This is a genomic window from Vibrio fluvialis, assembly GCF_900460245.1.
GTDB lineage: Bacteria > Pseudomonadota > Gammaproteobacteria > Enterobacterales > Vibrionaceae > Vibrio > Vibrio fluvialis.
In genome coordinates this window covers 1,128,406-1,154,881 of the sequence record NZ_UHIP01000002.1, presented here as the reverse complement: position 1 = coordinate 1,154,881, position 26,476 = coordinate 1,128,406, and the positions used below count along the sequence as shown (strand labels likewise).

Annotated in this window: 28 protein-coding genes; 19 read left to right on the top strand and 9 right to left on the bottom strand. The window is 49.3% G+C overall.

Annotated features, from left to right (window positions below; translation table 11 throughout):
• Nucleotides 1-60: 60 nt before the first annotated feature.
• Entirely contained in the window at nucleotides 61-600 is a 540-nt protein-coding gene (locus DYA43_RS20355; protein ID WP_061055521.1) for a hypothetical protein, read from the bottom strand.
• Nucleotides 597-1,607, bottom strand: a complete 1,011-nt coding sequence (locus DYA43_RS20350) for a hypothetical protein (RefSeq protein WP_061055520.1) — start codon at nucleotides 1,605-1,607, stop codon at nucleotides 597-599. Before DYA43_RS20350 ends, DYA43_RS20355 begins: the two co-directional genes overlap by 4 nt.
• Before the next feature lie 591 nt (nucleotides 1,608-2,198).
• On the opposite strand from DYA43_RS20350, the gene DYA43_RS20345 reads away from it, so the two are divergent.
• Nucleotides 2,199-2,816: a KilA-N domain-containing protein gene (locus tag DYA43_RS20345; protein WP_061055519.1), complete on the top strand. Its 618-nt coding sequence runs from the start codon at nucleotides 2,199-2,201 to the stop codon at nucleotides 2,814-2,816.
• A 233-nt stretch (nucleotides 2,817-3,049) separates the two neighbouring features.
• Here the strand turns inward: DYA43_RS20345 and DYA43_RS20340 are convergent, their stop codons facing one another.
• The 4 genes from DYA43_RS20340 to DYA43_RS20325 form a co-directional block, all read right to left on the bottom strand.
• Nucleotides 3,050-3,997: a hypothetical protein gene (locus tag DYA43_RS20340; RefSeq protein WP_081094692.1), complete on the bottom strand. Its 948-nt coding sequence runs from the start codon at nucleotides 3,995-3,997 to the stop codon at nucleotides 3,050-3,052.
• Nucleotides 3,998-4,156: 159 nt separating this feature from the next.
• The gene (locus tag DYA43_RS20335; protein WP_061055518.1) at nucleotides 4,157-4,921 is read right to left on the bottom strand and encodes a hypothetical protein; all 765 of its coding nucleotides are present in this window, start codon (nucleotides 4,919-4,921) and stop codon (nucleotides 4,157-4,159) included.
• A 480-nt stretch (nucleotides 4,922-5,401) separates the two neighbouring features.
• On the bottom strand, nucleotides 5,402-6,367 hold the full coding sequence (locus DYA43_RS20330) for a phage portal protein (protein WP_061055517.1): 966 nt from the start codon (nucleotides 6,365-6,367) through the stop codon (nucleotides 5,402-5,404).
• Between the two features lie 10 nt (nucleotides 6,368-6,377).
• Entirely contained in the window at nucleotides 6,378-8,102 is a 1,725-nt protein-coding gene (locus DYA43_RS20325) for a terminase large subunit domain-containing protein (RefSeq protein WP_061056065.1), read from the bottom strand.
• Between the two features lie 170 nt (nucleotides 8,103-8,272).
• Between DYA43_RS20325 and DYA43_RS20320 the strand changes: the two genes are divergently transcribed.
• From DYA43_RS20320 to DYA43_RS20255, 14 genes are all read left to right on the top strand, one after another.
• Nucleotides 8,273-9,085, top strand: coding sequence for a GPO family capsid scaffolding protein (locus DYA43_RS20320; protein WP_061055516.1), 813 nt, complete (start codon nucleotides 8,273-8,275; stop codon nucleotides 9,083-9,085).
• A 42-nt stretch (nucleotides 9,086-9,127) separates the two neighbouring features.
• The gene (locus DYA43_RS20315; protein WP_061055515.1) at nucleotides 9,128-10,165 is read left to right on the top strand and encodes a phage major capsid protein, P2 family; all 1,038 of its coding nucleotides are present in this window, start codon (nucleotides 9,128-9,130) and stop codon (nucleotides 10,163-10,165) included.
• A 108-nt stretch (nucleotides 10,166-10,273) separates the two neighbouring features.
• A complete protein-coding gene (locus DYA43_RS20310) occupies nucleotides 10,274-10,723 on the top strand; it encodes a head completion/stabilization protein (RefSeq protein WP_055452435.1) in 450 nt (149 codons plus the stop codon).
• On the top strand, nucleotides 10,723-11,187 hold the full coding sequence (locus DYA43_RS20305; protein ID WP_061055514.1) for a phage tail protein: 465 nt from the start codon (nucleotides 10,723-10,725) through the stop codon (nucleotides 11,185-11,187). Before DYA43_RS20310 ends, DYA43_RS20305 begins: the two co-directional genes overlap by 1 nt.
• Nucleotides 11,184-11,723 carry a phage virion morphogenesis family protein gene (locus tag DYA43_RS20300; protein WP_061055513.1) on the top strand — a complete coding sequence of 180 codons (540 nt, stop codon included), beginning with the start codon at nucleotides 11,184-11,186 and terminating at the stop codon, nucleotides 11,721-11,723. The genes DYA43_RS20305 and DYA43_RS20300 overlap by 4 nt, the downstream gene beginning before the upstream one ends.
• Complete coding sequence (locus DYA43_RS20295; RefSeq protein ID WP_020432118.1) at nucleotides 11,724-11,906, top strand: DUF2635 domain-containing protein; 183 nt, start codon at nucleotides 11,724-11,726, stop codon at nucleotides 11,904-11,906.
• A complete protein-coding gene (locus DYA43_RS20290; protein ID WP_061055512.1) occupies nucleotides 11,903-13,036 on the top strand; it encodes a phage tail sheath subtilisin-like domain-containing protein in 1,134 nt (377 codons plus the stop codon). Before DYA43_RS20295 ends, DYA43_RS20290 begins: the two co-directional genes overlap by 4 nt.
• 3 nt (nucleotides 13,037-13,039) lie before the next feature.
• Nucleotides 13,040-13,405 (top strand): phage tail tube protein, encoded by a 366-nt coding sequence (locus tag DYA43_RS20285; RefSeq protein WP_061055511.1) that lies wholly within the window; start codon nucleotides 13,040-13,042, stop codon nucleotides 13,403-13,405.
• A 10-nt stretch (nucleotides 13,406-13,415) separates the two neighbouring features.
• Nucleotides 13,416-14,111, top strand: coding sequence for a phage terminase small subunit (gene gpM, locus DYA43_RS20280; protein ID WP_061055510.1), 696 nt, complete (start codon nucleotides 13,416-13,418; stop codon nucleotides 14,109-14,111).
• Entirely contained in the window at nucleotides 14,095-14,382 is a 288-nt protein-coding gene (locus DYA43_RS20275; RefSeq protein ID WP_061055509.1) for a phage tail assembly protein, read from the top strand. Before gpM ends, DYA43_RS20275 begins: the two co-directional genes overlap by 17 nt.
• 35 nt (nucleotides 14,383-14,417) lie before the next feature.
• A complete protein-coding gene (locus DYA43_RS20270) occupies nucleotides 14,418-14,525 on the top strand; it encodes a GpE family phage tail protein (protein WP_075990070.1) in 108 nt (35 codons plus the stop codon).
• A 28-nt stretch (nucleotides 14,526-14,553) separates the two neighbouring features.
• Nucleotides 14,554-16,440: a hypothetical protein gene (locus DYA43_RS20265; protein ID WP_061055508.1), complete on the top strand. Its 1,887-nt coding sequence runs from the start codon at nucleotides 14,554-14,556 to the stop codon at nucleotides 16,438-16,440.
• A gap of 496 nt (nucleotides 16,441-16,936) precedes the next feature.
• A complete protein-coding gene (locus tag DYA43_RS20260; RefSeq protein WP_038157453.1) occupies nucleotides 16,937-17,545 on the top strand; it encodes a hypothetical protein in 609 nt (202 codons plus the stop codon).
• 39 nt (nucleotides 17,546-17,584) lie between these two features.
• Nucleotides 17,585-18,442, top strand: a complete 858-nt coding sequence (locus tag DYA43_RS20255) for a DUF6236 family protein (RefSeq protein WP_061055507.1) — start codon at nucleotides 17,585-17,587, stop codon at nucleotides 18,440-18,442.
• 59 nt (nucleotides 18,443-18,501) lie between these two features.
• On the opposite strand, the gene DYA43_RS23175 is transcribed toward DYA43_RS20255, so the two are convergent.
• The gene (locus tag DYA43_RS23175; protein WP_225869401.1) at nucleotides 18,502-18,684 is read right to left on the bottom strand and encodes a phage repressor protein; all 183 of its coding nucleotides are present in this window, start codon (nucleotides 18,682-18,684) and stop codon (nucleotides 18,502-18,504) included.
• Between the two features lie 258 nt (nucleotides 18,685-18,942).
• Here DYA43_RS23175 and DYA43_RS20245 point away from each other — a divergent pair, with 258 nt between their 5' ends.
• Nucleotides 18,943-19,203, top strand: a complete 261-nt coding sequence (locus DYA43_RS20245) for a PQ-loop repeat-containing protein (RefSeq protein WP_020329238.1) — start codon at nucleotides 18,943-18,945, stop codon at nucleotides 19,201-19,203.
• 103 nt (nucleotides 19,204-19,306) lie between these two features.
• Here DYA43_RS20245 and glpK read toward each other — a convergent pair whose 3' ends face one another.
• Both glpK and DYA43_RS20235 read right to left on the bottom strand, forming a co-directional pair.
• Nucleotides 19,307-20,824, bottom strand: coding sequence for a glycerol kinase GlpK (gene glpK, locus DYA43_RS20240; RefSeq protein ID WP_020329237.1), 1,518 nt, complete (start codon nucleotides 20,822-20,824; stop codon nucleotides 19,307-19,309).
• A gap of 51 nt (nucleotides 20,825-20,875) precedes the next feature.
• Nucleotides 20,876-21,730 carry an MIP/aquaporin family protein gene (locus tag DYA43_RS20235; RefSeq protein ID WP_024375304.1) on the bottom strand — a complete coding sequence of 285 codons (855 nt, stop codon included), beginning with the start codon at nucleotides 21,728-21,730 and terminating at the stop codon, nucleotides 20,876-20,878.
• A 534-nt stretch (nucleotides 21,731-22,264) separates the two neighbouring features.
• Here DYA43_RS20235 and glpA point away from each other — a divergent pair.
• The 3 genes from glpA to glpC are packed head-to-tail and all read left to right on the top strand — an operon-like array spanning nucleotide 22,265 to nucleotide 26,474.
• Nucleotides 22,265-23,923 (top strand): anaerobic glycerol-3-phosphate dehydrogenase subunit A, encoded by a 1,659-nt coding sequence (glpA, locus tag DYA43_RS20230; RefSeq protein WP_061055506.1) that lies wholly within the window; start codon nucleotides 22,265-22,267, stop codon nucleotides 23,921-23,923.
• Nucleotides 23,920-25,251, top strand: a complete 1,332-nt coding sequence (gene glpB, locus DYA43_RS20225) for a glycerol-3-phosphate dehydrogenase subunit GlpB (RefSeq protein WP_061055505.1) — start codon at nucleotides 23,920-23,922, stop codon at nucleotides 25,249-25,251. The genes glpA and glpB overlap by 4 nt, the downstream gene beginning before the upstream one ends.
• Nucleotides 25,248-26,474 (top strand): anaerobic glycerol-3-phosphate dehydrogenase subunit GlpC, encoded by a 1,227-nt coding sequence (glpC, locus tag DYA43_RS20220; protein ID WP_024375308.1) that lies wholly within the window; start codon nucleotides 25,248-25,250, stop codon nucleotides 26,472-26,474. The genes glpB and glpC overlap by 4 nt, the downstream gene beginning before the upstream one ends.
• Nucleotides 26,475-26,476: the final 2 nt, after the last annotated feature.

Genomic DNA, 26,476 nt, shown 5'->3' with positions numbered 1-26,476 from the left:
GAGAATCGGTAATCTAAGCATTAGGTGTTCAGATAAACTGACTAAGAACAATGGAGAAATTCATTTAATATTGGCGTCTTTACGTCGGTTCTCTATCTCTTTCTCAACTCTCATTTTTTGGATATTAAACAAACTATTAGGGAGGGTAAACGAGTAAGAAAAAGCCACAAAAGAAAGAAACAAAATAACCTGTTCAACAAAAGATTTAATCTTACCCAAATAAGGCAAGAGCATTGTTCCATATGGCAAATCCTTTATTATTTCTATTGTCTGAGGCACAGAGAAAAGTTTATATGAGAAGATAGCAAATAAAGTGACAAGATATACGTGTAACAAGTTTTTTGTACTACTTAGTTTTCGAAATGTATTTTTTGTTGCACTTTCAGCAACACGCCATGAGCCATTAGGCAAAGAGCTAGGGTCGCCAATTAAGGCAATGACCCCTACCAGAAAACCAGCCAAAATAGAATATATATTAACTAAAACATCTAGAGCTTTATCTGTCAGTATTGGCTGAAAAAGAACAGCAAAAAAACCACTACTAACGATAGTCAGCAGTAAGTAGATTGTTTTTCTCCTGTACTTTTCCAAATTACTCATTGTTCTAGAATACCTTCACGTTCATAGTTTTCCAGTGCTTCAACTAATCTAAGCCACATTTGCTCTCTATCTACGGACTTTCCATGTCGCTTAACTTTTACTGTATGTTTTAAAACAGTGTCTTCATTAGTGAGTTTAGTTCCACTCTTCGTTGTGATCACGTAACCACCAACATCTGTAGAAGCAAGTAGCTTTGCCGTGTCCTTAGCGTGTCCGTGACCGATGTCAGCAGCGTCACCTGTCGTTCGACCATCATGCGAAATCACAACTCGAACATTAAGTCCCTCTTTTTCTAAAATTTCAGTCTCCGTATCATCATCTCGCAAAACATCAAAAACGCCTTTAACCATACGCGTAATTTTTTGCAGTTTCCCAGAGACCTTTTCCTTGGGATTAACGCGCTTAATGTACTCCAAAGTCGACAGATATGACACAGCATTAACCACGATATTACTAACACCTTCGTCTTCTATTGTTTTAATAGTGTCAATATCAGCCACTTGTTGTATTTCCATTACGTCGGCCTCATGATTAAACCCGCCTTTCGTCAGCAGCAACGCGAGGAAAGTATTGATAGATGTAGCCCTAAACGTTGTCGCTGGACTCATAATCAAATGATTGCCAAAAAGGCAAACAAATCCTTCTCCATCGAGAAATTCTTGGTCAACTGGCGCATCATAAGTACTAGCTTCAAGTTCGGCACTAGTAATTGAAGGTCTGTCAATCGTATTAGCCGCAGCGCCTTCCTCATACAGTCCAACCGAGAAAAGTGTACAATCTTTATCCCCGTGGCTTAGTTTTGCTCTACGGCTAGATAGCTTCATGCCAACTACTGAACGATCATCTCCTAGGTAGAACGTACGTGCTTGTGTCGAATTCAGTTTTGCCCAAGCAGAGTTTGCCATAAGCTCAAGAGAATTCTTCACACTGATCCCATCAACTTTTTCAAATTCACAGCGAAAATAATAAACGGTTCTATTTTTTGGCTTTTCTTTTTTAACAACCATATCAGCTCACTTAATAAAGTACATGTATATGCAATTCCGGTAGCTCGTACCGACTATTTCATAGAGAAGTACACTTTTCCGTCGCAATTTGTAGCGCCTTTAACCAAACACCTCTACATCAGCTCAGCTGACGGTATTGGAGTAACTTAAACTCATAAAAACCTGACGCATATCAGGCCATCTTTATAATCAAGCATTCGCTAAAATATATCAACAAATGGCGAAAGAAACGCATCTAGTTATGTATGGTTACGCACATTTGTGTGTGTTAAAGCATTGACACCCTACCCTCGCCGCCCTTACCCTATCGCTGTACTGGCAAAATCCAGTACCGGGATTAGGACCCCGCTTAGAACCATCGGCACATAAGTGCCAGCGTATGCTGGTTTTTTTATGTGTGGCTTCGGCACACCTGTACATGGTGAATTTGTTGTGATTATGCGCAAATACACCTCATCAATGGTGGGCTGGGCGGGGCAGCCTTCGGGCTGGCCGTGTCGATGGTGCGGTAGTCCTAACCCTGTTCAGTCCATCACCCGAAGATTAGGACCTTTGAGTGGTGGTAAACAAAGTTAACCATCGGAGGTCGCTATGACCCATCTATCTATTCTTTCCAAAGATATCCGCATTTTAGACGGCTTGTATTCTCTGAATGACCTGCATAAAGCAAGCGGAAACAAAGCCAAACACGCCCCTTTTCGATTCATGCGTAATGAACAAACCGTTGAACTAATCGCTGAAATAGAGCGATCACCAGATCTGGTGATCGGTTGCAAAGTGTTACGAGGTGGGAAACTCCAAGGAACTTGGGTATGCAAAGAACTGGTCTACGCCTACGCGATGTGGATTAGCGCCAGGTTTCACCTGCAAGTCATCCGCGCGTTCGACGCACTCACAAGCCAACCGCAAATTACACCATCCGGTGTCACTCTTACCGCCAAACAAGCCCGATTCTTACAATGTGCCTTTTCGCAGTTTGACGAACTCAAAGCGCGCCACGGGGAAAGCCACCGCCAGTATCAAACCATGCAGCAGCAAATCAACATGATGCGTTCGTTTTGCGATCACATGGAAAGCGAGCTTAAAGCGTTTCGCTCGCAGGTAGACGCAGAAATTGATGCGATTAACCACATCAACTTATACAAAGGAATGGTGTTGGAATATCAAGGCGCCGACGAACTAAAGCGCTTCATTGAACAAAAACATTGATGAAAACTGGTTTGAGCCTAGGCAGCATGAGGTTGCTCTAGGCTCTGGTGGGCATGAATAAACTCACATTTGGACATATCCGAGTTAGGGCGTCGGCATTATCAGGAGAATTTCGGATAAAGATTTCTATGGGGTAACGCCTGCCTAACAGGCGTAAAATGCTTGGCTATAATTAGCGACGAAGGAGCGTAAGCCAAGCTTTTTACGTCCTTTGTTGAGGCGCTTGTTAGGCCTTATTGATAATCCCAAAACTTATAGTTTAATGATTTTTCAAGTAACTCTATTTTATTTTTTATCTGAGCTGCACCAGAGTCGGTAATCACACCTTTTTTATGCATTTTCGATACATTTTCTTTAACTTTTCTTCGTTCGCTAAATCGTTGCCGGTTTAGCTCTATGCCTTGTGTAAAGCTCTTAGCTATGAACTTTAAGACCCCTTCATATTCTATACAGAACTCTACATAAGGCTTAACGGAATCTGTTACGTCTAGCCACTGACTATTTTGATCGGCGATTTTATCGAAATCACATGGCTTTATAATAGTATTATTTGGAATCCCAGTATTTTTAATTTTGCTATCAAGATAAACTTTACGTGCTAATTCGGAACAGTATGAGAATTTCTTTGCCGGTTTCTTTTTTGGCAAAATTATATATGGTTGCTCAATATAATAAGCGCATGTCTTGCTGAGCAACTCACTGTCTTTCTCTTGTAGTCCTTTAAATCTAATAATCCGCCAACCTTCTTGAACATCATTCAAAACTTCAGGTATTAATTTAAGAGAAACACCGATATTGGGCATTGCATCTATACATATAAAGTCGGCTAGAACGATTACAACATGACTAGATCGAGCTTTTGAGTAAACTGTTTTTTGTAATTTCGCCAATACCTTTGAGGAGTTTGAAGTACCAGTTACAAGAATAATATCTCCTGTTTTCAGTTCATCCTTAAAATTCTGAAGCTTTTCAGTAAAATCATTTTCTTCGCCTCGAGTTAACTTGCGATATATTGGTAAGTGCTCTTTCTTGATACCTGCATTTGTTCCCAGCATATCTAGTAGTTCATCAGGCATGCTTTTAAATTGTTCGATAACTTTGGCACCAGAACCTTCCGTGCCCATAGTTTGAAACACATTGGCAGTAGCTTGCATTCTTATTTGATGCTTTAATTCTTCCACTTAAATTTTCCTTGTCCGCCTATGCTAGAGTAAACGAGGCCTAACGCCGCGTTAAGTGGTGAGCAACGCTACCACCCAACCTAAACCATTGTGCCGTAAACACTAAAACTGAAGCAAACTAAAAATGCCAAGCGTTGGGAATCCGTCTTAAACGCTTTGTTAGGCAGCTTTGTATGCAGACTTCAACACTTCTTTTTGTTCTGGTGTCAACCTATCTTTAATTACACTTGATTTACCTGCTATTTCTTTCTTTAAGTAACGTTTTACTGTTTCGAGCAAGCCAAAAAGCTGCATATAGTCAAATGTTGACCAGAGTTCTGTCCAACTATGAGCAGTAGTATTTAGGTTAATTTCCTCTGAATCCTCAGTTAACATGAATCTCAAAGTATGCTTACTTAGTTCATACTCTGAGTGTGCATAGTGTTTATTTCGGAGATCGATTACATACTTATGAAAATCTAATTGCTCTTTATTAGTAAATATTTTTGTAGCATCTAGATTTGTTCGTCTCTGTGACGCATTAAAAGCTTTAGCATACGTAACAATTGCACCTGATAAAAGCAGCTCTAAGCTCATAACTAGCTTACTGTTAACTAACATCAATGTAGAGTATGTTCCAAGTTCTCTCTTAATATCCCAGAGTGAATCTCTCATGACTTGAAAGGGATCTCTTGACGTATTGTACTCCTCGATAAGAGGAGCAAACGAGTTTTCAATGTCCTTTAGTTCTTCCAACTGCTCATTAGAAAACTCTAGGTTAGGAAGTGACTTCTGTTCATAACTAGAATCATATAAGCCCAAAAGAGCCTGCGAAATAGACCTCATTTCATGATTAATTTCTATATAGCATTCTAAGACCTTTATCATTTTTTTTAACGACATATCTGAGTCAAATGCTGCTTCTTCAGTAGGTATTATCTTCACTATAATCCTCGTAAAAGTATCTGATGCCTAACATTTTATTATTGCGCATGCGCGTTTATCTCATTAGACCAGTAAAAACGCGCACAGTTAACTACTTGTATGTAATGAACTTATCAGCAATTTGCTAAATTCACCATCTGGAAAAACGCGCATGCGCGTTTCCCCAAACCTATTATCTAACCCATAGGTTTTATAATTGCATGATTTTAAGAATATTCATGCATATCGGAATGTGAAAACGCGCACGAAGTTGAGATAAAAATCATCATAATTTCTATATAACTGTATGCCTGCCCAGCTTTTAGGCATTGCAAAGAGAATGGCAACATTTGAGTTAAATGGATGAAAATTTGTAGGCGAGAAAGTATGCGTTTGACTGCGCCACAAACAACGCGTTAACTCTTTTGGGGCAAAGATGAATTACGTCGTTTATCTGCGAGCCAACGCAGAATACATTGGCCCAGAGATTAGCCGAAGGCTTCAGCTATCTTGCCCCAAACTCACATACTCATTCAGTTTCAACACTTCACTCCCCACAAACCCGTTCAATTCGGCCAGTGAATCAATCAGCGGCAACAACTCATTTTTGTGGAATAGCCAGTCCACTTTGTTGAGATCGAGTGAGGTAATACTCTCGCGGCGGATGCTCATCAGCTCAATCGGCACGCGGTGCAGGGCCAACACATCGTTCATGGTCTGGTTCTTCACGTCTTTGAACGAGTCTTTCGCTTCCACCTGGCCGATGGGTTTGAGTTCCGGCGCTTTGGTGTCTTTCCCCTTGGCATTTACAAACAGGTTTTTGAACGCCATCCCTTCTTTGGCCTGCAGCTTGTTGCGAATGTCGTTTTCCGTCTCTTTGGTCATGCCCGGCTCGTTCATATACAGCAGGTAACCTGCGTGCGAACCGTTGCGGTAATACTGGCGGCGGAACAGCGTGGCATCGTCGTTGAGCCAGATAGAGGTCAGCCCGCTGACGTGTTGCGGCAGGCCGTACAGCTCCTGCGCCACATCGTATTCAGCCAGGTGAAAAATCTGCCCGTCGCGGTAATCAATCCGCCCTTCATTGCTGTAGGCGCGGGGCTTGTAGGTGTAACCCAAATCACCGCGGCGGCGCATGTAGAGCGCCGGAAGGTGTCTGATGTGAACCACCTGCCCGAACAGGTTGCGTACCACCTGAAAGTAGCCATTGCCAAAGGTGAGGTAGTCCTGAATAAACCGCTTAAGGTCGCGGCGCGGCAGCACATCGCTCACCGTAACGGCGTAGGTAAGCGTATTGCGTTTAAACTCAATCGCGCTCGAGTGCATCGGGTTAACGCGCAGCGCTTTGGCCAGCGTATCGAGTGCGATCGGCGGCTCGTACAAATCATCAATCAGTGCCACTTCAAGGTAGCTGAGAATATCGCTATTCATCACACTGACCGGGTTAGAAAATTCAATCTCAATCACGTTCTGTCTCCTAGAAGAACGACACCGTGGTGTCATCCTCGCTGTGAATATCAATCGGCTCCCAGTGCATCACATGCATCGAAGCCCAGGCCAGGTCAGCGTGCGAGCCCACCTTGCTGCGGGTAGAAATAAAGGTCACCTGATTGCTGGCTTTGGTGGTCTGCTGTCGGATCATCAGAAAGGAATGCACCAGGTCATCCCATTCCCCGTCGAACTGCAGACGCCCGTCGTTGATGATTTCGCGCGCCTTGTACACCATCATCCGTTTCACTTCCGGCGAATAGTCCAGCTCAATCAGGCTCGGGTAGAACTTGCGCACCAGCTCGGCCACGGCCGACCCGACGCCGCTGACATCAATCGCCAGATGCACCACGTTATATTTCTCGGTCATGGCTTTAATCGCGAGCGCCTGCTGCTCGTAGCTGGAGCCTTTCAGGCGCGCCCGTTCAATCAGCCGGAACACGCCGCCTTTGCGTTTGGGTTTAAGTGCAACCACCAATCCGGCATCGTCGGAGCCTTCGCCCTGACCGCCGCCGCGCGGGTCATAGCCCACCAACACTTCGGCGTTGCCCGCTGGCCTAGCCTTGTTGTGGTCCACGTCCTTCCACAGCGATGAATCGGTTTTACACGCCAGCAGCGCTTTGAGCGCAAAGATGGACGCCGAATCATCCAGAAACACGCAGCGCAGCAGGTTGTCGAATACGGTTTTGTCCGGGTACTTACGGCGCAGTTTCTCCATGTTGAAGAACGTGGCGCCTTTCTCAATCGCGTCATCAATGGTGATGATCTGACGGAAAATGCCATCGACGCCCAGTGAACCGTTTTTGAGCGCCGCATGGCTGATGTCAATGCCTTGCTCTTTCTTGCCCTGCCACTTCGGATACGCTTCATGCGCCACGGTCGACGGCGTCGACAGATACGTGGTGCGGTACTTGTCGTGAATCGACATCCCGCCCGCGTAATCGTCCAGCTCTCCGAATTTGGGGATCCAGAACACTTCATCGAAATAGACATGGCCGTTAAAGCCCTGCGATGTGCGGGCGTTGGTGGAGAGGAAGTAAAACGTCGCGCCATTGGAAAGTTGCAGCTCATCTTTGCCTTTGAGCTCCACATCGCCAATTTCCAGCGCGAAACGGCGGATGTAGTTTTTGAAGATTTCGGACTGCTTGCGCGAGGCCGACAAAAACACCTGGTTGTCACCGTTCAGTACCGCATCCTCAAACGCTTCATAGGCGAAGTAATACGTCAGGCCAATCTGGCGCGATTTGAGGTAGAAGCGGAACTCGTTCAGCTCCGGATTGCACTTGTGGGCGTGAATGTCTTTCTGGTACTCGAAAAACGTCTTTTCACGAAACTCATTCAGCACCGTTTGAGTGATGTGCGAAACATCGTTCTTCACTTTGTTCGGCTTGCGGCCACGCTTATTGCCTTCGCTGTGACTGCTTGCAGGCCGATGCGGCCGGCTTTCGGCTTCATCGCGTTTGCGCTTCTGGGCCAGCAGCATTTCCAGCTCTTTGAGCTGCTCATCGTGCTTTTGGTCAAGCCACAACAGATAGGCGATCCGCTGGCGCAGCATCAGCTCTACGGGCGCATCGTCCCGCATCGCTTTCCAGTCAAATTTCGAAATCCATTGCTGGACGGTTCGCACCGCAACGCCCACCGCCTGCGCAACTTCGGCAGGTTTGTACTGACGCAGATACAGCCCAAGCGCTTTGGTTTGGTCTGCGGTGTACATCGGTGAGGATTGCTCAATAGCCAGATTCGTTTTCATGCTGGCAGTGTGCAACAGAGCCCGCCGCGACTCAGCAGAGAGACTTTCTATATCGGGTATCTAGAATCGCCGTGAATACAAAAAGTTAAGGCCATTGGTTAGATTGGAATCATCGAATTCAGGAGCATTCAGGCATGTTTCAGTCACAACCCATTTGTATTTTGCAGGCAGGCACGACCGTCGACGGACGTGTGATTGGGCAGAACATCATTGATGAAATCGCAGAGAGCTATAACCCCGAGGTCTATACCGCGCGGATCAATGAAGAACACTTCGTCCTTGGCAAAAAATTCGGTTCGGTGCAGTCGGTGGAAAAGCGTGGCGACAAACTGTTTGCGGTGCTGAAACCCAACTCACTCTTATTGAGTGCGGTAGAACAGGGGCAACTGCTGCATACCTCGTGCGAACTGATTGAAAAATTTGCTGACACTGATAAGGCCTATCTGACGGGTCTGGCACTGACCGACAAACCTGCGTCACTCGGCACCACGCAAATCCATTTGTCCAGTCAGTCCGATGGCAAGAAGTACGTGCAGACGCATTTCCCCATCAAACCAGAACACTTTTCACATCAGAGCACCGACGACGAACTCTCGATGTTTCAAAAATTCAAAAGCTGGCTCAAAGGCGAAAACGCGCCCGAGCAGCTCTCTCACACTGAGGAAGAAGACGACATGAACAAAGAAACCGAAGAGCTGCTGCAGCAACAAATTGAACAGAACACCAAGCTGAGCGATCAGCTCGGCCAACTGGTGCAGACACTCAGCGCCAAAGAGCAGCCCGCAGAGCCGGAAGTTAAAGACGAGCCGCAGAAAAGCGAGCTGGAAGAGAAAGTCGAAATGCTCTCCTCCCAGCTTGGTGAACTGACCACCAAACTGAGCAGCATCACGGATGAGCAGGCGCGCACACTGGCGGGTCAGGATGCGGAACCCGAGCCGTATCTGTAAGCGCCGGCTTTAGTCTCTCACCCCATTTGTATAGGTAAACACATGCAAGAGCATACCAAAAAGAAACTGAGCGCCTACGTTCAGGCGGTCGCGCAGCAAAACGGCGTCGAGAACGCCACCGAGATGTTCAACGTCTCGCCGAACGGAACTCAGCGCATCATCGCGGCCATTCGTGAAAGTAACTGGTTCCTGAGCCGAATCAACATCATCACCGTGAAAAACCAGATTGGTGAAGCCATTGGTCTGGGTGTGAGCGGCATGATTGCCAGCCGCACCGACACCTCCGGCGACGGCGAGCGCAAACCGAAAGACTACCACGGCATGAGAGCCATGCCTTACGCCTGTGTACAGACCAACTTCGACACGGCGATCCGTTATGCCAAGCTTGATGCCTGGGCGCACATGAAGAGCTTCAACCAGATTGTGTCCAAACACACCCGCGAGCAGATCGATGCCAACAAAATCACCGTCGGCTGGTTTGGTAAAACCGCGGCCGCGAATACGGATGCCGCCGCCAACCCGAACGGCGAAGACGTCAACAAAGGCTGGTTCCAGGCAATGCGTGAGCACAACGCCGAACGTTTAATCACCGAAGGCGTAGAAGGCTCCGGCGTTATCCAAATTGGTGAAGGCGGCGACTTTGCCAACCTCGATCTGGCGGTGCTGAACCTGAAAAACCTGCTGCACCCGGCATGCGAAAACGACTCTGACCTGATTGCCATCATCGGCTCTGATCTGCTGGCCTATGAAAAGGCCAAGTTCTACGACGCGCACGGCAATACGCCGACAGAAAAGAGCAAGATTCAGGAACGTCAGGTCATCGGCACCTATGGCGGCCTGCCTGCGGTGTCGGTTCCGGGCTTCCCGTCAACGGGCATCATGGTGACCAGCTACGACAACCTGTCTATCTACATTCAGGAAGACTCGGTTCGCCGCACGGTTGGTAAGAAAAACGACGCCAAAGACCAGATGGAAAACTTTGAGTCGATGAACATGGCCTACGTCATCGAGCAGCTTGAAAAAGTGGCGGCGGTCGAGTTCGGCAACGTCAAACTCAAGATTAACGGGGCGTGGGTATAACCGCGCCAGACTGACCCCCTCCAATGCAGGCTCTGTCACGTTATCAATCTGGCTCCTACACAGATTGTTATTCGTGCACTGCTGCCTGCATTCCCTCAAAGGTGATGTATGGAATTTATCGGCAATAAAAGCGACGTGTATGCCTCCGAGCTGCCCGCCACGGATAACTTTCCTGCGCTCAAAATTTCAGAGTTTCAGTCTCTGTTTCATTTCCTCAGCAATGAGACAGAGGCAGGCATTCTGCAACAGGCGAAGGTCTCGCGCATTAAGGTGCACCGCGAGCTGGTCAATACCATCGCGCAGTACGAGAGCCTTGCCGCGCTCTCAAAGGACAAGTTCGGCGATGAGGAATCCGGTACCACGCTCTACACCCAGGCGGTGTTTGCGCTGACGGCCAGCGAACTGATTGGCATCCGCCTCAGCTCCGATGCCACCGCCGAAGCGGCAGAGCGTCAGGAAGCGCTGAGCAGCAAGAAATACCATTGTGAGGTGCAATACCGCCAGGCGGTGGATCTGCTGCTTCACGGGCGGGAAACCTACTGTTTTGAGGTGGTGTGATGAAAGCGCTGCAAAGTTTAACGGACCTGTTCAGAGAGCACGTGGCGGATGCCAATAACTTCACCGTCTGGGCCGAAGACGGCGCGCTGTTCTGTACTCAGGGCGACAGCGTCGACGGGTTTGAACTCGAGTACACCGCCATCGTGTTTATGCAGGATGTCAGAGTGCAGCCGCACATTCTGATGATGCACTTAGTCTCCTGGATGAATACGCACGACCCGTACCGGATGGAAAAAGGATTGCCGTTTCCGACCTTCGCCACCGAGCTGCTGGATAACGGCCGCTGCGACATCAAAATCAAAATTGACCTGCGGGAAGCCTTCTCACTGCAAGCCCACCCGCAAGGAAACTGGCAACAGCACGGCGAGCGTTTTGAATGCGTGGGCGATTTTGCTGCCCGTGTCGACGAAGACGACCTGAACGAACTGGTGCTGTTTGTCGGCCATCTGGATGATTTGCCATGAACGAGCTCACGCTGAAAACACCGGAGCAGCTTACTCAGGTGGTTGAGCGTCTGGTGCTGACCGCCACTGACAAACTGGATTTGAACCGGCGCATGGCCAACCGCGCGCGCCAGTTCTTCCGGGCTCAAATCCGGGCGCAGCGGGACATTGAGAATAACCCGTACCAGAGCCGCACAGGGCGCAAAAAAGTGAGCCTGCGGGACGGGACATCGTTACGCCATACCGTCAACAACAAGAACATGTTGATGGGCCTGTCGAAATCCCTGCGCACGCAGGCCGATGAACACCATTTTGAAGTGGGTCTGGCGGGCGTCGCCGGACGCATCGGCCAGGAACACAATCAGGGCAGCCAGCTCTCGTTTACCACCCGCGTGAATGGCTTCTTCGACAGCAAGACCGGACGCTGGCAAGGCGGGCGGCGGGTCAAACAGAACTATCAGATGCCCCGGCGTACCTTCATCGGCTGGACGCCAGAGATCGAGCGCGAGCTGCTCGCCATGGCGGCCGAGCACTTTACAACTGACGTGGAAAGTTAAATGCAAACCATCAAAGTCAAACCACAAAAAGGGTTACTGGTTCGTGACCCGGAAACCCGCGAGCCGTTAAAGGCCGCAGGCGAAGAGAAGCCGCGTAACCCTTACTGGCTGCGTCGCATTAAAGACCAATCCGTCGTGCTCGTCACCACGAAAACGGCAACGAATAAGGAGAACGGCCAATGAGCATCAGCTTCTCAGAAGTTCCGGCCAGCGCTTATGTGCCCGGCATGTATGTCGAAATCGACAACAGCCTGGCCAACAGCGCGGAAGACCAGCAATTGTGCCTGGTGATCGGCAATGCGGTTGCGGGCGCACCGGTGGCGCCCAACACCGTTGTGCTGTGTATGGACGAAACCAAGGCGCAGGCGCAGTTCGGCGCCTCCGACATCGTCGACATGGTGACCTATTTTCGCAAGCAGGATGAAAGCATGCCCGTCTACGCCATCAGCGTGGACGCGGCCGATACTATGTCAGCACTGGCAGCCCTCGGCGATGTGCAGTACCACCACATCCTGTGCTCGCTCAATGATGACACCACCATCCGCGATTTGGGCGAGTTTCTGGAAAAGCGTTATCAGGCACTACAACAGATCCCCGGCGTGGCTTACATCCCGAAAAAAGGCACCCATGCGGAGCTGATTACCTTTGCCAATAAAAGCAACTGCCCGCTGATCAGCTTTATGCCGGTGAACGCGCTCGGTAACTCCGCCGATGAAGCCCTGACGGATGCGGCGGCGATCGGTGCCTGGGCGGGACAAATTGCGCCGTCACTGGCAAACGACCCGTGCCGCCCGCTGCAAACGCTCAAGATGAGCGGCGTCTACTCCATTGCGGACACCGAGTTTGACTGGGCCGAGCGTAACCTGCTGCTCCACGAAGGAATGGGCACGTACGTCGTCACCTCCACCAAAGAAGTGCAGGTGGAGCGTGCGGTCACCGCTTACACCGAAAACGCGTCGGGGATTGCCGATAACAGCTACCTCGACATCATGACGCCAGCCACGGCGATGTATTTTCGTCAGAAACAACGCTCACGCATCTTAAGCAAATACGCCCGTTTCAAAGTGGCCAAAGACGGCACCCGCTTTGCGCCGGGACAGGCAATTGTCACGCCCAGCATGTTCAAAACCGAGCTGCTGGCGCTGTACAAAGAGCTGGAATACAACGGCATCGTGCAGGACTTCGACGGCTACAAGAAGTCGCTCATTGTTGAGCTCGATGACACCAACAAGCAGCGGATCAACTATCAGGACTCACCGCAGTTCGTGAACGGATTGATCATCGTTGCCGGCAAAATTCAATTCAGGAAGTAAGCCATGGGAACCACAATCACCAGCCGCGCCGTACTGAACGCCGGCTCTCTGGGTCGCCTGCCCATTAAAGAAGGCGCAGAAATCGGGTTTGGTAACCTCAAGCGTGAAGCGGTCATGGGCGATGACGGCGTGCTGGGACACAGTGAAGTGTACGACGGCGCGCCCTACATCAAAGCCACCATCGTGCACGCCAAAGCCACCGATGAAGACGCCATCAAGGCGTTCGTGGATGAGAACATCACCCTTGAGCTCAACAGCGGCAAAGTCTACACCCTCACGGATGCCTGGGCGGTGGATCCGCTCACGCTGAACGTCAAAGACGGCCAGCTGGAAGTGCTGTTCAACGGCTATGAGCTCATCTCACAATAAGGAGCGTGACATGCTATCGATTTTGTTAAAACGTCAGGCTCAGCAACAAAAGGCGGCTCAGGCCAAGCCGATGCCAGCCGCGCCGACGGGAAAAACCGCCCGCCCGACGCTGGCCGACAAACCGTGGGAAGAAACGCAGGCCATGCTCAAACAAGATTTGGCGTTCCTGCGCACTCTGGCCGGCTCTCAGGAAAAAGACCCGTACAAAGCTGAACTGGTGAAGAAATACCAGCCGCTGGTTGAAAAGCTTCTCGCCACTCACACCGACCTCGGCAATCTCGATGTGGTGTGGTGGTTCTATCAGTGGCAGGTCGATTTAGGCCAACTGACGACGGTACACGACAGCTTCCGGGCGGCCATCGACATGGGGCTGGAAACGCCGGACAGCTGGAAGTCAAACGGCCAGACCGCGTTCTGCGACATCGTGTTTCAGTACTCGCACAGTGCCTCGAAAGAGAAGCTGGCGTTTAACCGCGACTACCTGCTTCAGGCTGTTACCGATTTACAGGCCGGAAACCTCGCCACCAACGCGCCGCTCAAGGTGAAGATGTTCCGCCTGGCAGGCGACTGGTATGACGCAGATGGCGACACCGAGAAAGCGTACGCGCTGTTTGATGCGGTGATGAAACTCGATCCGAACAAAGGCGGTCGCAAGACCCGACTCAACGAACTGAAGGAAGAACTCGGTTATGGCAACTCCGATTAACAATCAGGCTGAAGTGAAAACGGCCACGCTGGCCACCCCTATCGTGAAAGATGGCGTGGAAATCAACACGGTGGAGATCCGTAAACCGCATTCGGGCAACCTGCGCGGACTCAGCCTGATTGATGTGTGTGAGATGAAATTTGATGCCGGTGAAATCCTGCTGCCGCGCATTTCGTCTCTGACTGAGCGCGATTTGCTGAACTTGCCACCGGAGAACTGGGCGCCACTTTTGACCACCATCGCCTCTTTTTTCGTGAATACGGAACTCTGATAAACCGGGTTGAGGACTACTACGCCGACATCGCCATGGTATTTCACTGGCCGCCGAGCGAAATAGACGCCCTCAGCTACGACGATTTATTACTGTTCCGCGAGCTGGCACGGCAACGAACCGAAACACAAGAGAGCGACTAGCTCTCTTTTTTGTATGAAGGACATCCGAATGAAGATGAACCTCTCCGTGGTGATGGGACTGAAAGACAAAGTGTCCGCGCCACTCAAAGGCATGGCGAGTGATTCCGACCACTACGCCAACGCCATCAAAAAGATTCAGAAAGCGCAGGCGGATGATACCGCCGCGATCGGCATGATTGGCTCATTTAAAAACACCAAAAAAGCGATGAGCCAGAATACGCTTGCGATGGCAGCGGCCAGTGAGAAACTTCGGGAGCTGCAAGCCAGCGCAGCCGCGGCGGGTAAACCGACCGCTGCCCTCACCGAGAAAATTGCCAAACAGCAGCAGCGAGTCGATAAGCTCACTCAGCAGCAGGACCAGTACAAAACACACCTGGTCAAACTGGGTGGCGAGCTGAAAAAGACAGGCGTCAAAGTGCATGACCTCAATGGCGAGAACAAGCGCCTTGAGAAAAGCTACAAAAAGCACGGCGCGGAAATCATCAAACTGAGTAAGAAATACGCCATCCTGCGCGGCGCGATGGCTCCACTGCAAAAGCTCAATGGCGCCATTCGCCTGCCGAATGTGGCCGGAGCGGCACTCGGCAAAGGTGCCGCCCTGCTCGGAGGTTTCAGCCTGGCCGGACTGGCAGCCGAGGTAAACAGCAGCGCGGCAGAGATGGACAAACTTGCCAAGAAATCCGCCAACCTCAATCTGCCGATCAGCGAACTGCAGGCCATGCAATCGCAGGCCGAACACGCGGGCGTGAGCGCCGATGCGCTGTCGGCGTCGATGACCCGCTTTACCCGTCGTCTGGGTGTTCTTCAAACCACCGGAGCGGGCGCACTGGGCAGTTACCTGAAAAAGAGTAAGAACGCCGCGTTCCGCGATTTGCAGGGCGCGAAAGATACCCAGGAAGCCTACCAGATGCTGCTAGAGTCTTTCTCCAAACTGAAAACCGCGCAGGAGCAGATGGCGTTTGCGGATGCCGCCTTTGGTGACAGCGGGCGGGAAATGCTCATCATGCTGCGCGAAGGCACGCAGGGGCTGACTGCTGCGCGTCAGGAGTTCAACGATTTGGGTGGCGGCGCTACTGCAGAAGATGCCGCGAAAGCCGAAGCGTACAACGACGCAGTGCAGCGCATCTCTGAAAGCCTGCGCTCGATTAAGTTTGCCGCGTTGGCACCGATTATGGAAAAAGCCACCAGGCTGTTTACCGAGTTCTCAGAAAAATTCAAAAACACCCAATGGCGCACCGAGTTTATGGACAAAGTGATTCAGACCGTCAACGGGCTGTATCAGGCGCTGGAGTTCTTAGGTAAAGGGCTGATTTTTGTTGCGCAGAACTTCAAAGGCATTATCACCATTTTGGCGATCGCCAAAGTGGCGCTGATTGGCCTCAATGCGGTGATCATGGCCAACCCGATTGGCATGATGGTCACGGCGATTGGCGCCGCGATTATTGCCATTACCTACCTGGTGGATAAGTTTATCGGTTTAGACAAAGTGATTAACTGGGTGAAAGAGCAATTCATCGGACTGTGGGACGGAGTTAAGAAACTCATCAACATGCTGCCGGACTCTCTCATTCCTGACGGCTGGAAAACAGGTTTGGACGCTGCCGGCACAGAAGTCGATAACCTGGCGAACAAACTCGACAGCATCAAAGACAAAAACGCCACTCTGGGAATTGTTACCAACGAAACCCGCAACCAAACAGAGCGCACCAAAGCCTATGCTGACTATCAAAGCGGCGGCTTGCCTGCTCACAAACCTTATAACCCCTATCAGCCAATCAAGAGCCAGACGTTGAACAGCCGATCGGAAGTCGCACTGACAATTAAGTCAGACAAACCGGTGACGGTGGACAAGGCAAAGAGCGACAAAGGAACCGATCTGAATCTGGATGTCGGAAACTTAGGCTGGAGCTATTAGAACCACACCCGAGGACAAAATGTGGTCATTGATTTTATACAAGCATTATAAATCAATTAGTTAAGTAACATACCAGCCCGCCCAATGGCGGGTTTTTTATTCCCGCCATACCTAGCAAACCCAGATTTCACAGCATTTAATCTTAGTTCTCAAGCTGGCGGCAAGACGCTTCCGTTTCTGCCCTCTTTCTTGATGCTCATAATCAGCTCACTTAACGACATGAGCAGGAATAATAAAACATAACTGTGCATAAACACAGTATTCAACTCACACAGAAATGCACATTGATGCATAATTATGGTGATAAAACCCAAACCGATCACACCAAAAGACACGGTTGTTTGATACTGTTGATGCGTTTCATTTGTCAGTTGTGAACACCTGTTTGCCATGGTGTATTAGATAGACTTTGTCTGTATTTTATTGTGGACTTATACAGACAAAGTCTAGTTAAAAGAGACTGTTAACTGTTTTATTTTATTTAGGAGTCAATGGTTTGTTTGAAACCCAAGATATTATTGTTTTAAAACAAAACACTACAGAGTTTGTGCAAGAGCATTCACTTACGATGCATTATGAAGCAGGAAATCAAGGTTGGTATGTATCAGCAGGACGACCAGGTTACCCGAATGATGGCTCTGAACTAGGTACAAACGAGGCTTTCACTTGCCTTTTTGGTGATCTATTTGAGGTCAGATTACTTGACGCAAATTATACAAGTGCTCGCATATTACTGACAAAATTGCCAGTATTGAAAGAAGCTGAAAGCATTTTTAATCAGTCACATATTTTTAAAGGCACTAACCCTAATTTTACTGAACAAGAAGTAACGATACTCAAGGATCAAATGGATCTCATGAAAAGTCGTATAGAAGACCTTGTAAAGTTGACGGAAATACAACAAGCATATTTAGAAAAGTCATTTGAGATGTTAAATGAAAAACTGGAACAAGGTAGTAAAGAAGGGTGGCGTCAAGCAGCTTACGGTGTAGTTACTAGTGTAGCGTGTACCTTTGCACCGGATATTGAGTCAGCGAAGAACTTATTCGATGTGTTTGGAACTTACATTACATCTGCGTCAAATTTCCTGCTATCAAACAGTTAACAAGCAATTTAATAGGGAGTTATACGAGCAGGAGGCGAAATGGAACGCGGTATAATAATTACTCCAAATTATTCAATTTTGAATAATGGGCATGGATTACAAATGAATGGCTCTGTCGAGCCGATAAATCTCAGAAACTACCTTCTTTTTTGGGACAAGATAGATTATCCAACAAACAATATGATTCATATTGGTGGTGGCCATGATGTTGACTTCCTCATTCAGGAAGGGATTGCTAAATCTACAGCGGTACAATTTCGTGAGTTACGAGGTGTTCAAAATGGATTTTTACCACTAGCAACTCAAATGGCAGCTTACGAAGAAAACAACGAAGTTGAAAATGAAGAGTGGAGTATTGCCCAGCCAACGGCTCAATTAATTGTTCCTCAGCAATATGCAAAAACACAGGGGTGTTTAGAATTTGAATTGTATAATGCTATCCAAATTCCAACAGGTGATGTCCCTCTTCCAGAAGTTATTGATTTTAAGAATAAAAGGTTACCAGAGCTTTTAGCGTTACGTGATGCCATGGATTCAATTGTAGATACTGTAGTTGCAAGCCAAGACATACCTAAACGAAAGAACAAAGCAATTAATAAACTTCATCGCGATTTAAATGATTTCAATCGCGTTATGAAAGAAACTGGCTTTAAAAGAGTTAAGCGTTCCTTAACGGCAATAGCTACTGACCCATGGTTTGGAGTAAGTAATGCAATGATGTTAGGTAATGGTTATTTGCCAGAAAATTATCAACCATACATGCAAGGGCTTAATGTGGCAGCTCTAGGGGCATGTGCACTGAAATTTAGCTATCGCGAATTGGGCGTTGGACGTAACATACCCGTTGAGTACAAACATTTTGCATATCTTTCAAGCATCCAGAAAGAGCTCGTATAACAAACATTTAAACCAATCCCCCACCCCATAAGAAAAGCCACCTATCAGGTGGCTTCATTTTAAAAAATCTTCTTAAACACTGGCGCGATGGCTTTGCCGATAATCTTAAAGTTGCGCCCGTTCTTGTGGTTGATCTCGAATGATACGTAGGTCGGGTTGTCTGAAATCACTTGGCCAATTCCTTTCGGAGTGTCCACTGCAAACGTTCTACGGACACACATCGTCAGTGTTGCCTGCTTCATCTCCCTACCCGATTGCCTACTATTTGCGCCAACAGAATTAGGTAATGACAAAAGTGTGATTAACATTAAACGTTTGCGTAATCGCTAACCTTCACCGAACTCGTTTTTGAGGGTTTTATCACAATAACCCTGTTGTTATAGTGACCACAGATAAAACAACCGAACCATTCGAGGCATGGAGCATCCTCACTTATCTCACGACGAGAAGATTGGTACCGACACTGACACTGTTCGGCAAAATTTAAAGAGGGTCAAAAAATGGACATGAACATGGTTGAAATCATGGGTTATGCGGCATCAATCGGCGTAGCGATTTCGCTAACAATGAAAGACATCGTGAAACTCCGCGTTCTAAACTTTATCGGCTGTGCACTGTTTGTTGTGTACGGTTTGATGATTAACGCATGGCCAGTGGTTGCCACAAACGCGTTCATCGCCTGCGTTAACGTATACTTCCTGTTCAAGATGCAGCAGGAAAAGAAGGCTGATAAAGCCGAAGGTGTGCAAAGCGCCGCCTGAAAAGAATAAAAAAGACGTGTAAAAAAAGCCCGGGTTGTCACCCGGGCTTTTGCTTTTCCCCGATAACCGCTGCTCCCCTACGAAGAAACGGTTACATGCATGATTACTCTTCGTTATGCAGCTCTGCCCATGCCTGAGCACATTTCACTGCACGCTTCCAACCTTTGTAACGACGTTGACGTTTCTCTTCGTCGTGGTGAGGTTCAAAGCTGCGGTCGATTTCTGCTTTGTCTTTCAGCTCTTCCAGGTCGTCCCAGAAACCCACTGCCAGACCAGCCAGGTAGGCTGCGCCCAGTGCTGTGACTTCAGTAACTTTCGGACGGTGAACTTCGGTGTCCAGAACATCAGACTGGAACTGCATCAGGAAGTTGTTGGCAACCGCGCCGCCATCCACGCGCAGAGCCGACAGGCGAATGCCTGAGTCTGCCTGCATCGCATCCAGTACGTCACGAGTCTGGTAAGCGATACTTTCCAGCGTTGCACGGATGATGTGGTTAGAGTTCACGCCACGAGTCAGGCCAACGATGGTGCCACGAGCGTAAGCATCCCAGTATGGCGCGCCAAGGCCAGTAAACGCCGGAACCACGTACACACCGTTTGAGGTATCCACTTTAGTTGCGAAGTATTCTGAGTCGTGCGCGTCAGAGATCAGTTTCAGCTCATCACGCAGCCACTGAATAGAAGCGCCGCCCATGAATACTGCACCTTCCAGTGCGTACGCAGGTTCGCCTTTCGGACCACAAGCCAGAGTCGTCAGCAGACCATTTCTTGAGGTCACTTTTTCCTGACCGGTGTTCATCAGCAGGAAGCAGCCTGTGCCGTACGTGTTTTTCGCCTGACCAGCTTTAACACACATTTGGCCGTACAGCGCCGCTTGTTGGTCACCCGCAATACCTGCGATTGGAATACGCGTACCGCCTTTACCACCAATGTTGGTTTGGCCGTACACTTCTGAAGAGCGTTTCACTTCTGGCATCATTGCCAGAGGAATGTTGAACTCTTTCAGGATCTTTTCATCCCATTGCAGGGTATTGATGTTAAACAGCATGGTACGTGATGCGTTGGTGTAGTCGGTCACGTGTACGCGACCTTGAGTCATTTTCCACACCAGCCATGTATCAACGGTACCGAACAGCAGTTTGCCCGATTCGGCCGCTTCACGTGCGCCTTCTACATTATCCAGAATCCATTTGATTTTGGTGCCTGAGAAGTATGGGTCCAGAACCAGACCGGTATTTTCGCGAATGTACGCTTCCAATCCGTCACGAGATTTCAGCTCTTCACAGATTTCAGCCGTACGGCGACATTGCCATACGATGGCGTTGTAAACCGGTTTGCCTGTTTCTTTATCCCAAACGATGGTGGTTTCACGTTGGTTGGTAATACCAATCGCCGCCACTTCATCGCTGCGGATGCCCGCTTTGCCCAGTGCTTCAACCAGCGTTGAACTCTGAGTTGCATAGATTTCCATTGGATCATGCTCAACCCAACCCGCTTCTGGGTAGATTTGAGTGAATTCACGCTGAGAAACGCTCACAATATTTGCATCGTGGTCCAGTACAACAGCTCGCGAGCTGGTGGTGCCCTGATCTAATGCAACCACATATTTCTGCTCAGTCATGGTTTATTCCTTATAGTTTCACATTCTTGCTAGCTTCGAATTACTTTAATTTTAGACGTGTGCCTGTTCACTTTCTTCCACGTCATCACATTGGTTCGGGATGGTACATCCGGTGCCGACTGTTGGTAGGTAAACAGCGATAAATTTCGGATATGCCCACGCACCAAAACAAGCACCAGCAATTGGGCCAATGATTGGTACGATAAAATATGGAATGTCTTTAGCGCCAGTCAGCGCGTAGTCCCAACCAGCCAGGTAAGCGAACAGCTTAGGACCGAAGTCACGTGCCGGGTTCATGGCAAAACCTGTTAGTGGACCAAGCGAGCCGCCGATCACTGCGATCAGAATACCGATCAGTAGCGGGTTCATGGCATTACGGTGTGCGCCGTTGTTTTCGTCGCCCAGCGCCAGAATGGCAAACATCAGCACAGCAGTAATGGTAAATTCTACCGCCACAGCACCACCAAACGACAATGATGCATTCGGATAAGTAGAGAAAATACCCGCTGTTGCCAACGCTTCTTGGCTGCTACGTACAAAATTGTGCGCGATTTCGTAATCGGTAAAAAGGTTACTGTACAAGCTGTAAACCAAAGCTGCCGAGCAGAATGCACCTAGCATTTGCGCCACAATATAAGGAACCACTTTCGCTTTATCAAAACCATGGAAAGCGGCCAGTGCGATCGTTACCGCGGGGTTGATGTGTGCGCCAGAGACACCAGCAGTACAGTAGATGGCGATGGCAACGCCCATGCCCCACATGATACTGATTTCCCATTGACCAAATTGTGCGCCTGTCAGCACAAGTGCTGCCACACAACCCACACCGAAGAAAATCAGCAGTCCGGTGCCGATAAACTCCGCGATACACTCTCCTAAAAGAGTATGTTGTTTTGTTCGAGTCATAAGTAAGAGTCCTGTTTATTGTTATGTACACAATGTTTGTGTAGGGCGAATCTGGCACAGAAAACTGCTCTCGAAAATCGAATATGGAAATTTATGAGCGTTCGAGCACAAAATTGTTAACGTCAAACTCGTTTTTTGTTAATTGGCGCATCATTTTGATCATTTCATCAGTAGGTTCACTTTTCACCTTACCTTTATCTAATTGAGCAAACACTAAATAAACAGAGAGTTACTGATTAAATAAGGCGTTGTACGTTTTTTATTACCGAACTTACCCATTCAACAACGAACACATCTGACCAGCTCGTTAGCTCATTTATCCTTATTTTCATCCACTTATATGTAACATTTCTGTGCATCAAGCTGTTAAAAACCCGCAACATTGTTGGTTAATTTCTCCACAACCCTACTAAACAACCACCAAATATATCAATTTAGCGCTCGTTCGCGCTTTTGTGAGCAACATACCGAACACAAATGATAAAAAATGACACACTAAGTGTAAGTTTATTCAAGTTGCATAAGGTAAAGGTCATGACGGCTTATCAACGAATGGAAACCGACGTCGTAATCATTGGCGGCGGTGCTACCGGAACCGGGATTATGCGGGATTGCGCATTGCGAGGCATCGCCTGCATCCTGTTGGAAAAAGATGACATTGCCTCTGGCACCACAGGTCGAAATCACGGCCTTCTGCATTCTGGCGCGCGCTATGCGGTGACCGACGCTGAGTCGGCGAAAGAGTGCATTCAGGAAAACCAAACGCTCAAACGTATTGCCCGCCATTGTGTGGAGGCAACTGACGGTCTGTTCATTACCCTCCCTGAAGACGAACTCAGCTTTCAAGACACTTTTATTCAGGCATGTGGCCATGCAGGCATCGAAACCACCCGTTTAACACCTAAAGAGGCGCTGGCTCTGGAGCCGAACGTTAACCCTGCGCTGATTGGCGCGGTCAAAGTGCCAGACGGCACGCTGGACCCATTTCGCTTGTGTGCCTCTAACGTGCTGGATGCAAAAGAACATGGCGCGCGCATGTTTAACCGTACCATCGTCACCAGTTTGATTCGTCAGGGCGATACCGTGCTGGGCGTGCGCTGCCTGCAATTGGGCACCAACCAACAGTTTGAAATCTTTGCTAAAGAGGTGATCAACGCAGCGGGCATCTGGGGACAACATATCTGCGAATATGCCGATCTCAACATCAAGATGTTCCCAGCCAAAGGTTCACTGCTGATCCTCGATTACCGCATCAATAATCTGGTGATTAACCGCTGCCGTAAACCATCGGATGCGGACATTCTGGTTCCGGGCGACACCATTTCGCTCATCGGCACCACCTCCGAGCACATCGACTACGACCAGATCGATAATCTGCATGTGACCGAGCGCGAAGTGGATGTACTGTTGGCCGAAGGCGCGAAACTCGCTCCAATCATGGCCAATACCCGCGTGCTGCGCGCCTATGCGGGCGTACGTCCTCTTGTGGCGGTGGACGACGACGGCAGCGGCCGCAATATCAGCCGTGGCATCGTGTTACTGGATCACCAACAGCGTGACGGCCTGAAAGGCCTTACCACCATTACTGGCGGCAAACTGATGACCTATCGTCTGATGGCCGAATGGGCGACCAATTTGGTGGCCGAGAAACTGGGTAATACCGCCGCGTGTGAAACACATACCCGCCCGCTGCCGGGCTCAAACGAAACACCAAAAACGGTTAAGAAAACGGCCAGCATTGCCAAGCCAGTTTATGAATCGGCGATCTACCGTCATGGCGAACGCGCAAAACAGTTCTTGTCCGATGATGCCAAGAGCCAAGCGATTATTTGTGAATGCGAAATGGTCACCGCTGGCGAAATCGAATACGCCATTAAGCAGCTCGACGTCAATAATCTGGTCGATTTACGCCGCCGCACTCGCTTAGGTATGGGCCCTTGTCAGGGCGAACTGTGCAGCTACCGCGCGGCCAGCCTGTTTTCCGAATATGGTCAGGTCGACGGCTGTCAATCAAGCGGCTTGCTGGTCGATTTTCTGGAAGAGCGCTGGAAAGGCATTAAACCGATCTTCTGGGGTGATGCACTGCGCGAAGCGGAATTCAGTTATTGGATCTACGAAGGTCTGCTCGGTGCCAGCGACCTTCCCCATCACTCTCAGCCAGAACAACAAGAACAACAGGAGGCGGGTTTATGATGCACTATGATGTGGCGGTTATCGGTGGCGGAATTGCTGGCTACACCGCCGCCATTCGCAGCCTACAAGCCGGTAAAAAGACCGTGTTAATCAGTCAGGGCCAAAGCGCGCTGCATTTCTCATCCGGCTCCATTGATGTACTGGCTAAATTACCAGACGGCAGCCCGGTAACGCATCCGTTTGATGCGCTCGAAGCATTAAAACAGCAAGCGCCGTTGCACCCTTACAATGCGGTGGGCCGCACCACGTTGCAAAAAAGTCTGGATTGGTTTCGTCATACTTTAGCGGCCGCCAATGTGCCGCTGCAGCATCAGGATGATTTAGCGAACCACGGACGTATTACCCCGCTGGGCACACTGAAAGCAACCTGGCTTTCGCAACCGTTCGTTTATCAACACCGTAGCGAGGTGCCATTTGAGCGCATCGTGGTGGTTTCAATAGACGGCTATCGCGATTTCCAACCGCAAATGCTGAAAGATAACCTCAGCCAACACCCTGATTTTCATGCTGTGCCGATTCATACGGTGACGTTGTCGATTCCGGGTTTTGAAGGCTATCGCCGCAACCCGAACGAGCTGCGCTCTATCGATATTGCGCGCCTGCTCAAACAGAAAGCCGCGTGGACCACGCTGTGTGACGGGCTAATGCGTGTCGCCAATCGTGATGACTTGGTGATCATGCCCGCGATTATGGGCAACGGTGACGGTGACGGCCTGACGCTGCTCACCAAGCTGCGCGCTACGACGCAACTTCGCTTTCATGAAGTGCCGACTATGCCGCCTTCTCTGCTCGGAATCCGTATCGAAGAAGCGTTGAGCCGCACCTTTATTCAGTTGGGTGGTATTCACCTCAAAGGCGACAAAGTGGTTAATGGCCATTTTGAACGCGGCCGTCTGGTGAGCCTGCAAACACAAAACCTGCGCGATATGCCCATCAGCGCTGAACACTACATCATGGCAACCGGCAGTTATTTCAGTCAGGGGTTGCATGCTGAGCAACACACCATCACCGAACCTGTGTTTGGGCTGCAAGTGACACACAAACCCGCGCGGGCGGATTGGCGTAATCCCGCCTTTTTCGCTGACCGTTCACACCCATTTATGGCTTTCGGTGTGGAAACCAACGCTCAGCTCAATCCCACACGCAACGGGGAAGCAGTGCGAAATCTCTACTGCTGTGGTTCGATGTTGGCAGGCTACGATCCGGTTTTTGAAGGCTGCGGCGGTGGCGTTGCGATTGGTACGGCCTATCACGCCATCATGCAATGTATGAATCCGCAAGTGCCCGTTTCTCACCCTAAACCATCTGATCAGGAGGTGCTCGCATGAACGCGCCATTTTCAAAAGCTGCTCCTCTGAACACCAGCTTTGACCAATGTATTAAGTGCACGGTGTGTACCGTCTACTGCCCGGTCGCCAAAGCCAACCCGGATTACCCGGGGCCGAAACAGTGCGGCCCGGACGGTGAGCGTTTACGCATCAAAAGCCCGGAATACTACGATGAAGCACTGAAATACTGCACCAACTGCAAACGCTGTGAGACGGCCTGTCCTTCTGGGGTGAAAATCGGCGATATTATCGCGGTGGCACGAGGTAAACACGGCAAGAAACCGCTCAATCCGAAACTAATGCGCGACTACGTACTCAGCCACACCGATCTGTTCGGTTCGCTGGCGACACCCTTTGCGCCAGTGGTGAACTTCGCAACATCGATGCCGATCGTGAAAAAGATCATGCACAAAACCATCGGCGTGCATGACCACAAAGCCCTGCCAAAATATTCGCACGGCACGTTTCGCCGCTGGTTCAAACAAAACTGCACCAGCCAGCCATTGTATCAGCGTCAGGTCACGTATTTTCATGGCTGCTACGTGAACTACAACCACCCGCAATTGGGCAAAGACTTAGTCAAAGTTCTGAATGCGATGAACATTGGCGTGCGCCTGCTGGACAACGAAAAATGCTGCGGCGTACCGCTGATTGCCAACGGTTTTCACGATAAGGCGCGCAAAAATGCGCTATTGAATGTGAAGAACATGGAAGCTGCGGTGAACGATTACCACACCAAGGTGATTTCCACCTCGTCCACCTGCTCGTTTACTTTGCAGCAAGAGTACCCACATGTGCTGGGTGTCGATAACAGCAAAGTCTCTAACGAGATTGAATACGTGACCCGATTCCTGCTCAAAGAGTTCATGAACGGTAACGCGCCCAAAATGAAACCCGTCAATCTGAAGGTGGTTTACCACACTCCTTGCCACTTGGAACGCAGCGGTAACGTAATGTTTACCATTGAACTGCTGCGCATGATCCCTGGGCTGGAACTGATTGTACTCGACAGTGAATGTTGTGGATTAGCCGGTACTTATGGCTTCAAAGCAGAGAACTACGACGTTTCAATGAAAATCGGCTCGCACCTGTTTGATTCGATTAAAGCCTCCGACGCAGATTTTGCCATTACCGACTGCGAAACCTGTAAATGGCAGATTGAAGAAAACACCGCGCTGGAGACCATTCACCCTATCAGCTTGCTGGCTCAGGCATTGGTCTAAAA

Bases quoted from the DNA above. Each gene is read 5' to 3' on its own strand.
- DYA43_RS20355 (WP_061055521.1), bottom strand. From the start codon at position 600: ATGAGTAATTTGGAAAAGTACAGGAGAAAAACAATCTACTTACTGCTG.
- DYA43_RS20350 (WP_061055520.1), bottom strand. From the start codon at position 1,607: ATGGTTGTTAAAAAAGAAAAGCCAAAAAATAGAACCGTTTATTATTTT.
- DYA43_RS20345 (WP_061055519.1), top strand. From the start codon at position 2,199: ATGACCCATCTATCTATTCTTTCCAAAGATATCCGCATTTTAGACGGC.
- DYA43_RS20325 (WP_061056065.1), bottom strand. From the start codon at position 8,102: ATGTACACCGCAGACCAAACCAAAGCGCTTGGGCTGTATCTGCGTCAG.
- DYA43_RS20320 (WP_061055516.1), top strand. From the start codon at position 8,273: ATGTTTCAGTCACAACCCATTTGTATTTTGCAGGCAGGCACGACCGTC.
- DYA43_RS20315 (WP_061055515.1), top strand. From the start codon at position 9,128: ATGCAAGAGCATACCAAAAAGAAACTGAGCGCCTACGTTCAGGCGGTC.
- DYA43_RS20310 (WP_055452435.1), top strand. From the start codon at position 10,274: ATGGAATTTATCGGCAATAAAAGCGACGTGTATGCCTCCGAGCTGCCC.
- DYA43_RS20305 (WP_061055514.1), top strand. From the start codon at position 10,723: ATGAAAGCGCTGCAAAGTTTAACGGACCTGTTCAGAGAGCACGTGGCG.
- DYA43_RS20300 (WP_061055513.1), top strand. From the start codon at position 11,184: ATGAACGAGCTCACGCTGAAAACACCGGAGCAGCTTACTCAGGTGGTT.
- DYA43_RS20295 (WP_020432118.1), top strand. From the start codon at position 11,724: ATGCAAACCATCAAAGTCAAACCACAAAAAGGGTTACTGGTTCGTGAC.
- DYA43_RS20290 (WP_061055512.1), top strand. From the start codon at position 11,903: ATGAGCATCAGCTTCTCAGAAGTTCCGGCCAGCGCTTATGTGCCCGGC.
- DYA43_RS20285 (WP_061055511.1), top strand. From the start codon at position 13,040: ATGGGAACCACAATCACCAGCCGCGCCGTACTGAACGCCGGCTCTCTG.
- gpM (WP_061055510.1), top strand. From the start codon at position 13,416: ATGCTATCGATTTTGTTAAAACGTCAGGCTCAGCAACAAAAGGCGGCT.
- DYA43_RS20275 (WP_061055509.1), top strand. From the start codon at position 14,095: ATGGCAACTCCGATTAACAATCAGGCTGAAGTGAAAACGGCCACGCTG.
- DYA43_RS20270 (WP_075990070.1), top strand. From the start codon at position 14,418: ATGGTATTTCACTGGCCGCCGAGCGAAATAGACGCCCTCAGCTACGAC.
- DYA43_RS20265 (WP_061055508.1), top strand. From the start codon at position 14,554: ATGAAGATGAACCTCTCCGTGGTGATGGGACTGAAAGACAAAGTGTCC.
- DYA43_RS20255 (WP_061055507.1), top strand. From the start codon at position 17,585: ATGGAACGCGGTATAATAATTACTCCAAATTATTCAATTTTGAATAAT.
- DYA43_RS23175 (WP_225869401.1), bottom strand. From the start codon at position 18,684: ATGAAGCAGGCAACACTGACGATGTGTGTCCGTAGAACGTTTGCAGTG.
- DYA43_RS20245 (WP_020329238.1), top strand. From the start codon at position 18,943: ATGGACATGAACATGGTTGAAATCATGGGTTATGCGGCATCAATCGGC.
- glpK (WP_020329237.1), bottom strand. From the start codon at position 20,824: ATGACTGAGCAGAAATATGTGGTTGCATTAGATCAGGGCACCACCAGC.
- DYA43_RS20235 (WP_024375304.1), bottom strand. From the start codon at position 21,730: ATGACTCGAACAAAACAACATACTCTTTTAGGAGAGTGTATCGCGGAG.
- glpA (WP_061055506.1), top strand. From the start codon at position 22,265: ATGACGGCTTATCAACGAATGGAAACCGACGTCGTAATCATTGGCGGC.
- glpB (WP_061055505.1), top strand. From the start codon at position 23,920: ATGATGCACTATGATGTGGCGGTTATCGGTGGCGGAATTGCTGGCTAC.
- glpC (WP_024375308.1), top strand. From the start codon at position 25,248: ATGAACGCGCCATTTTCAAAAGCTGCTCCTCTGAACACCAGCTTTGAC.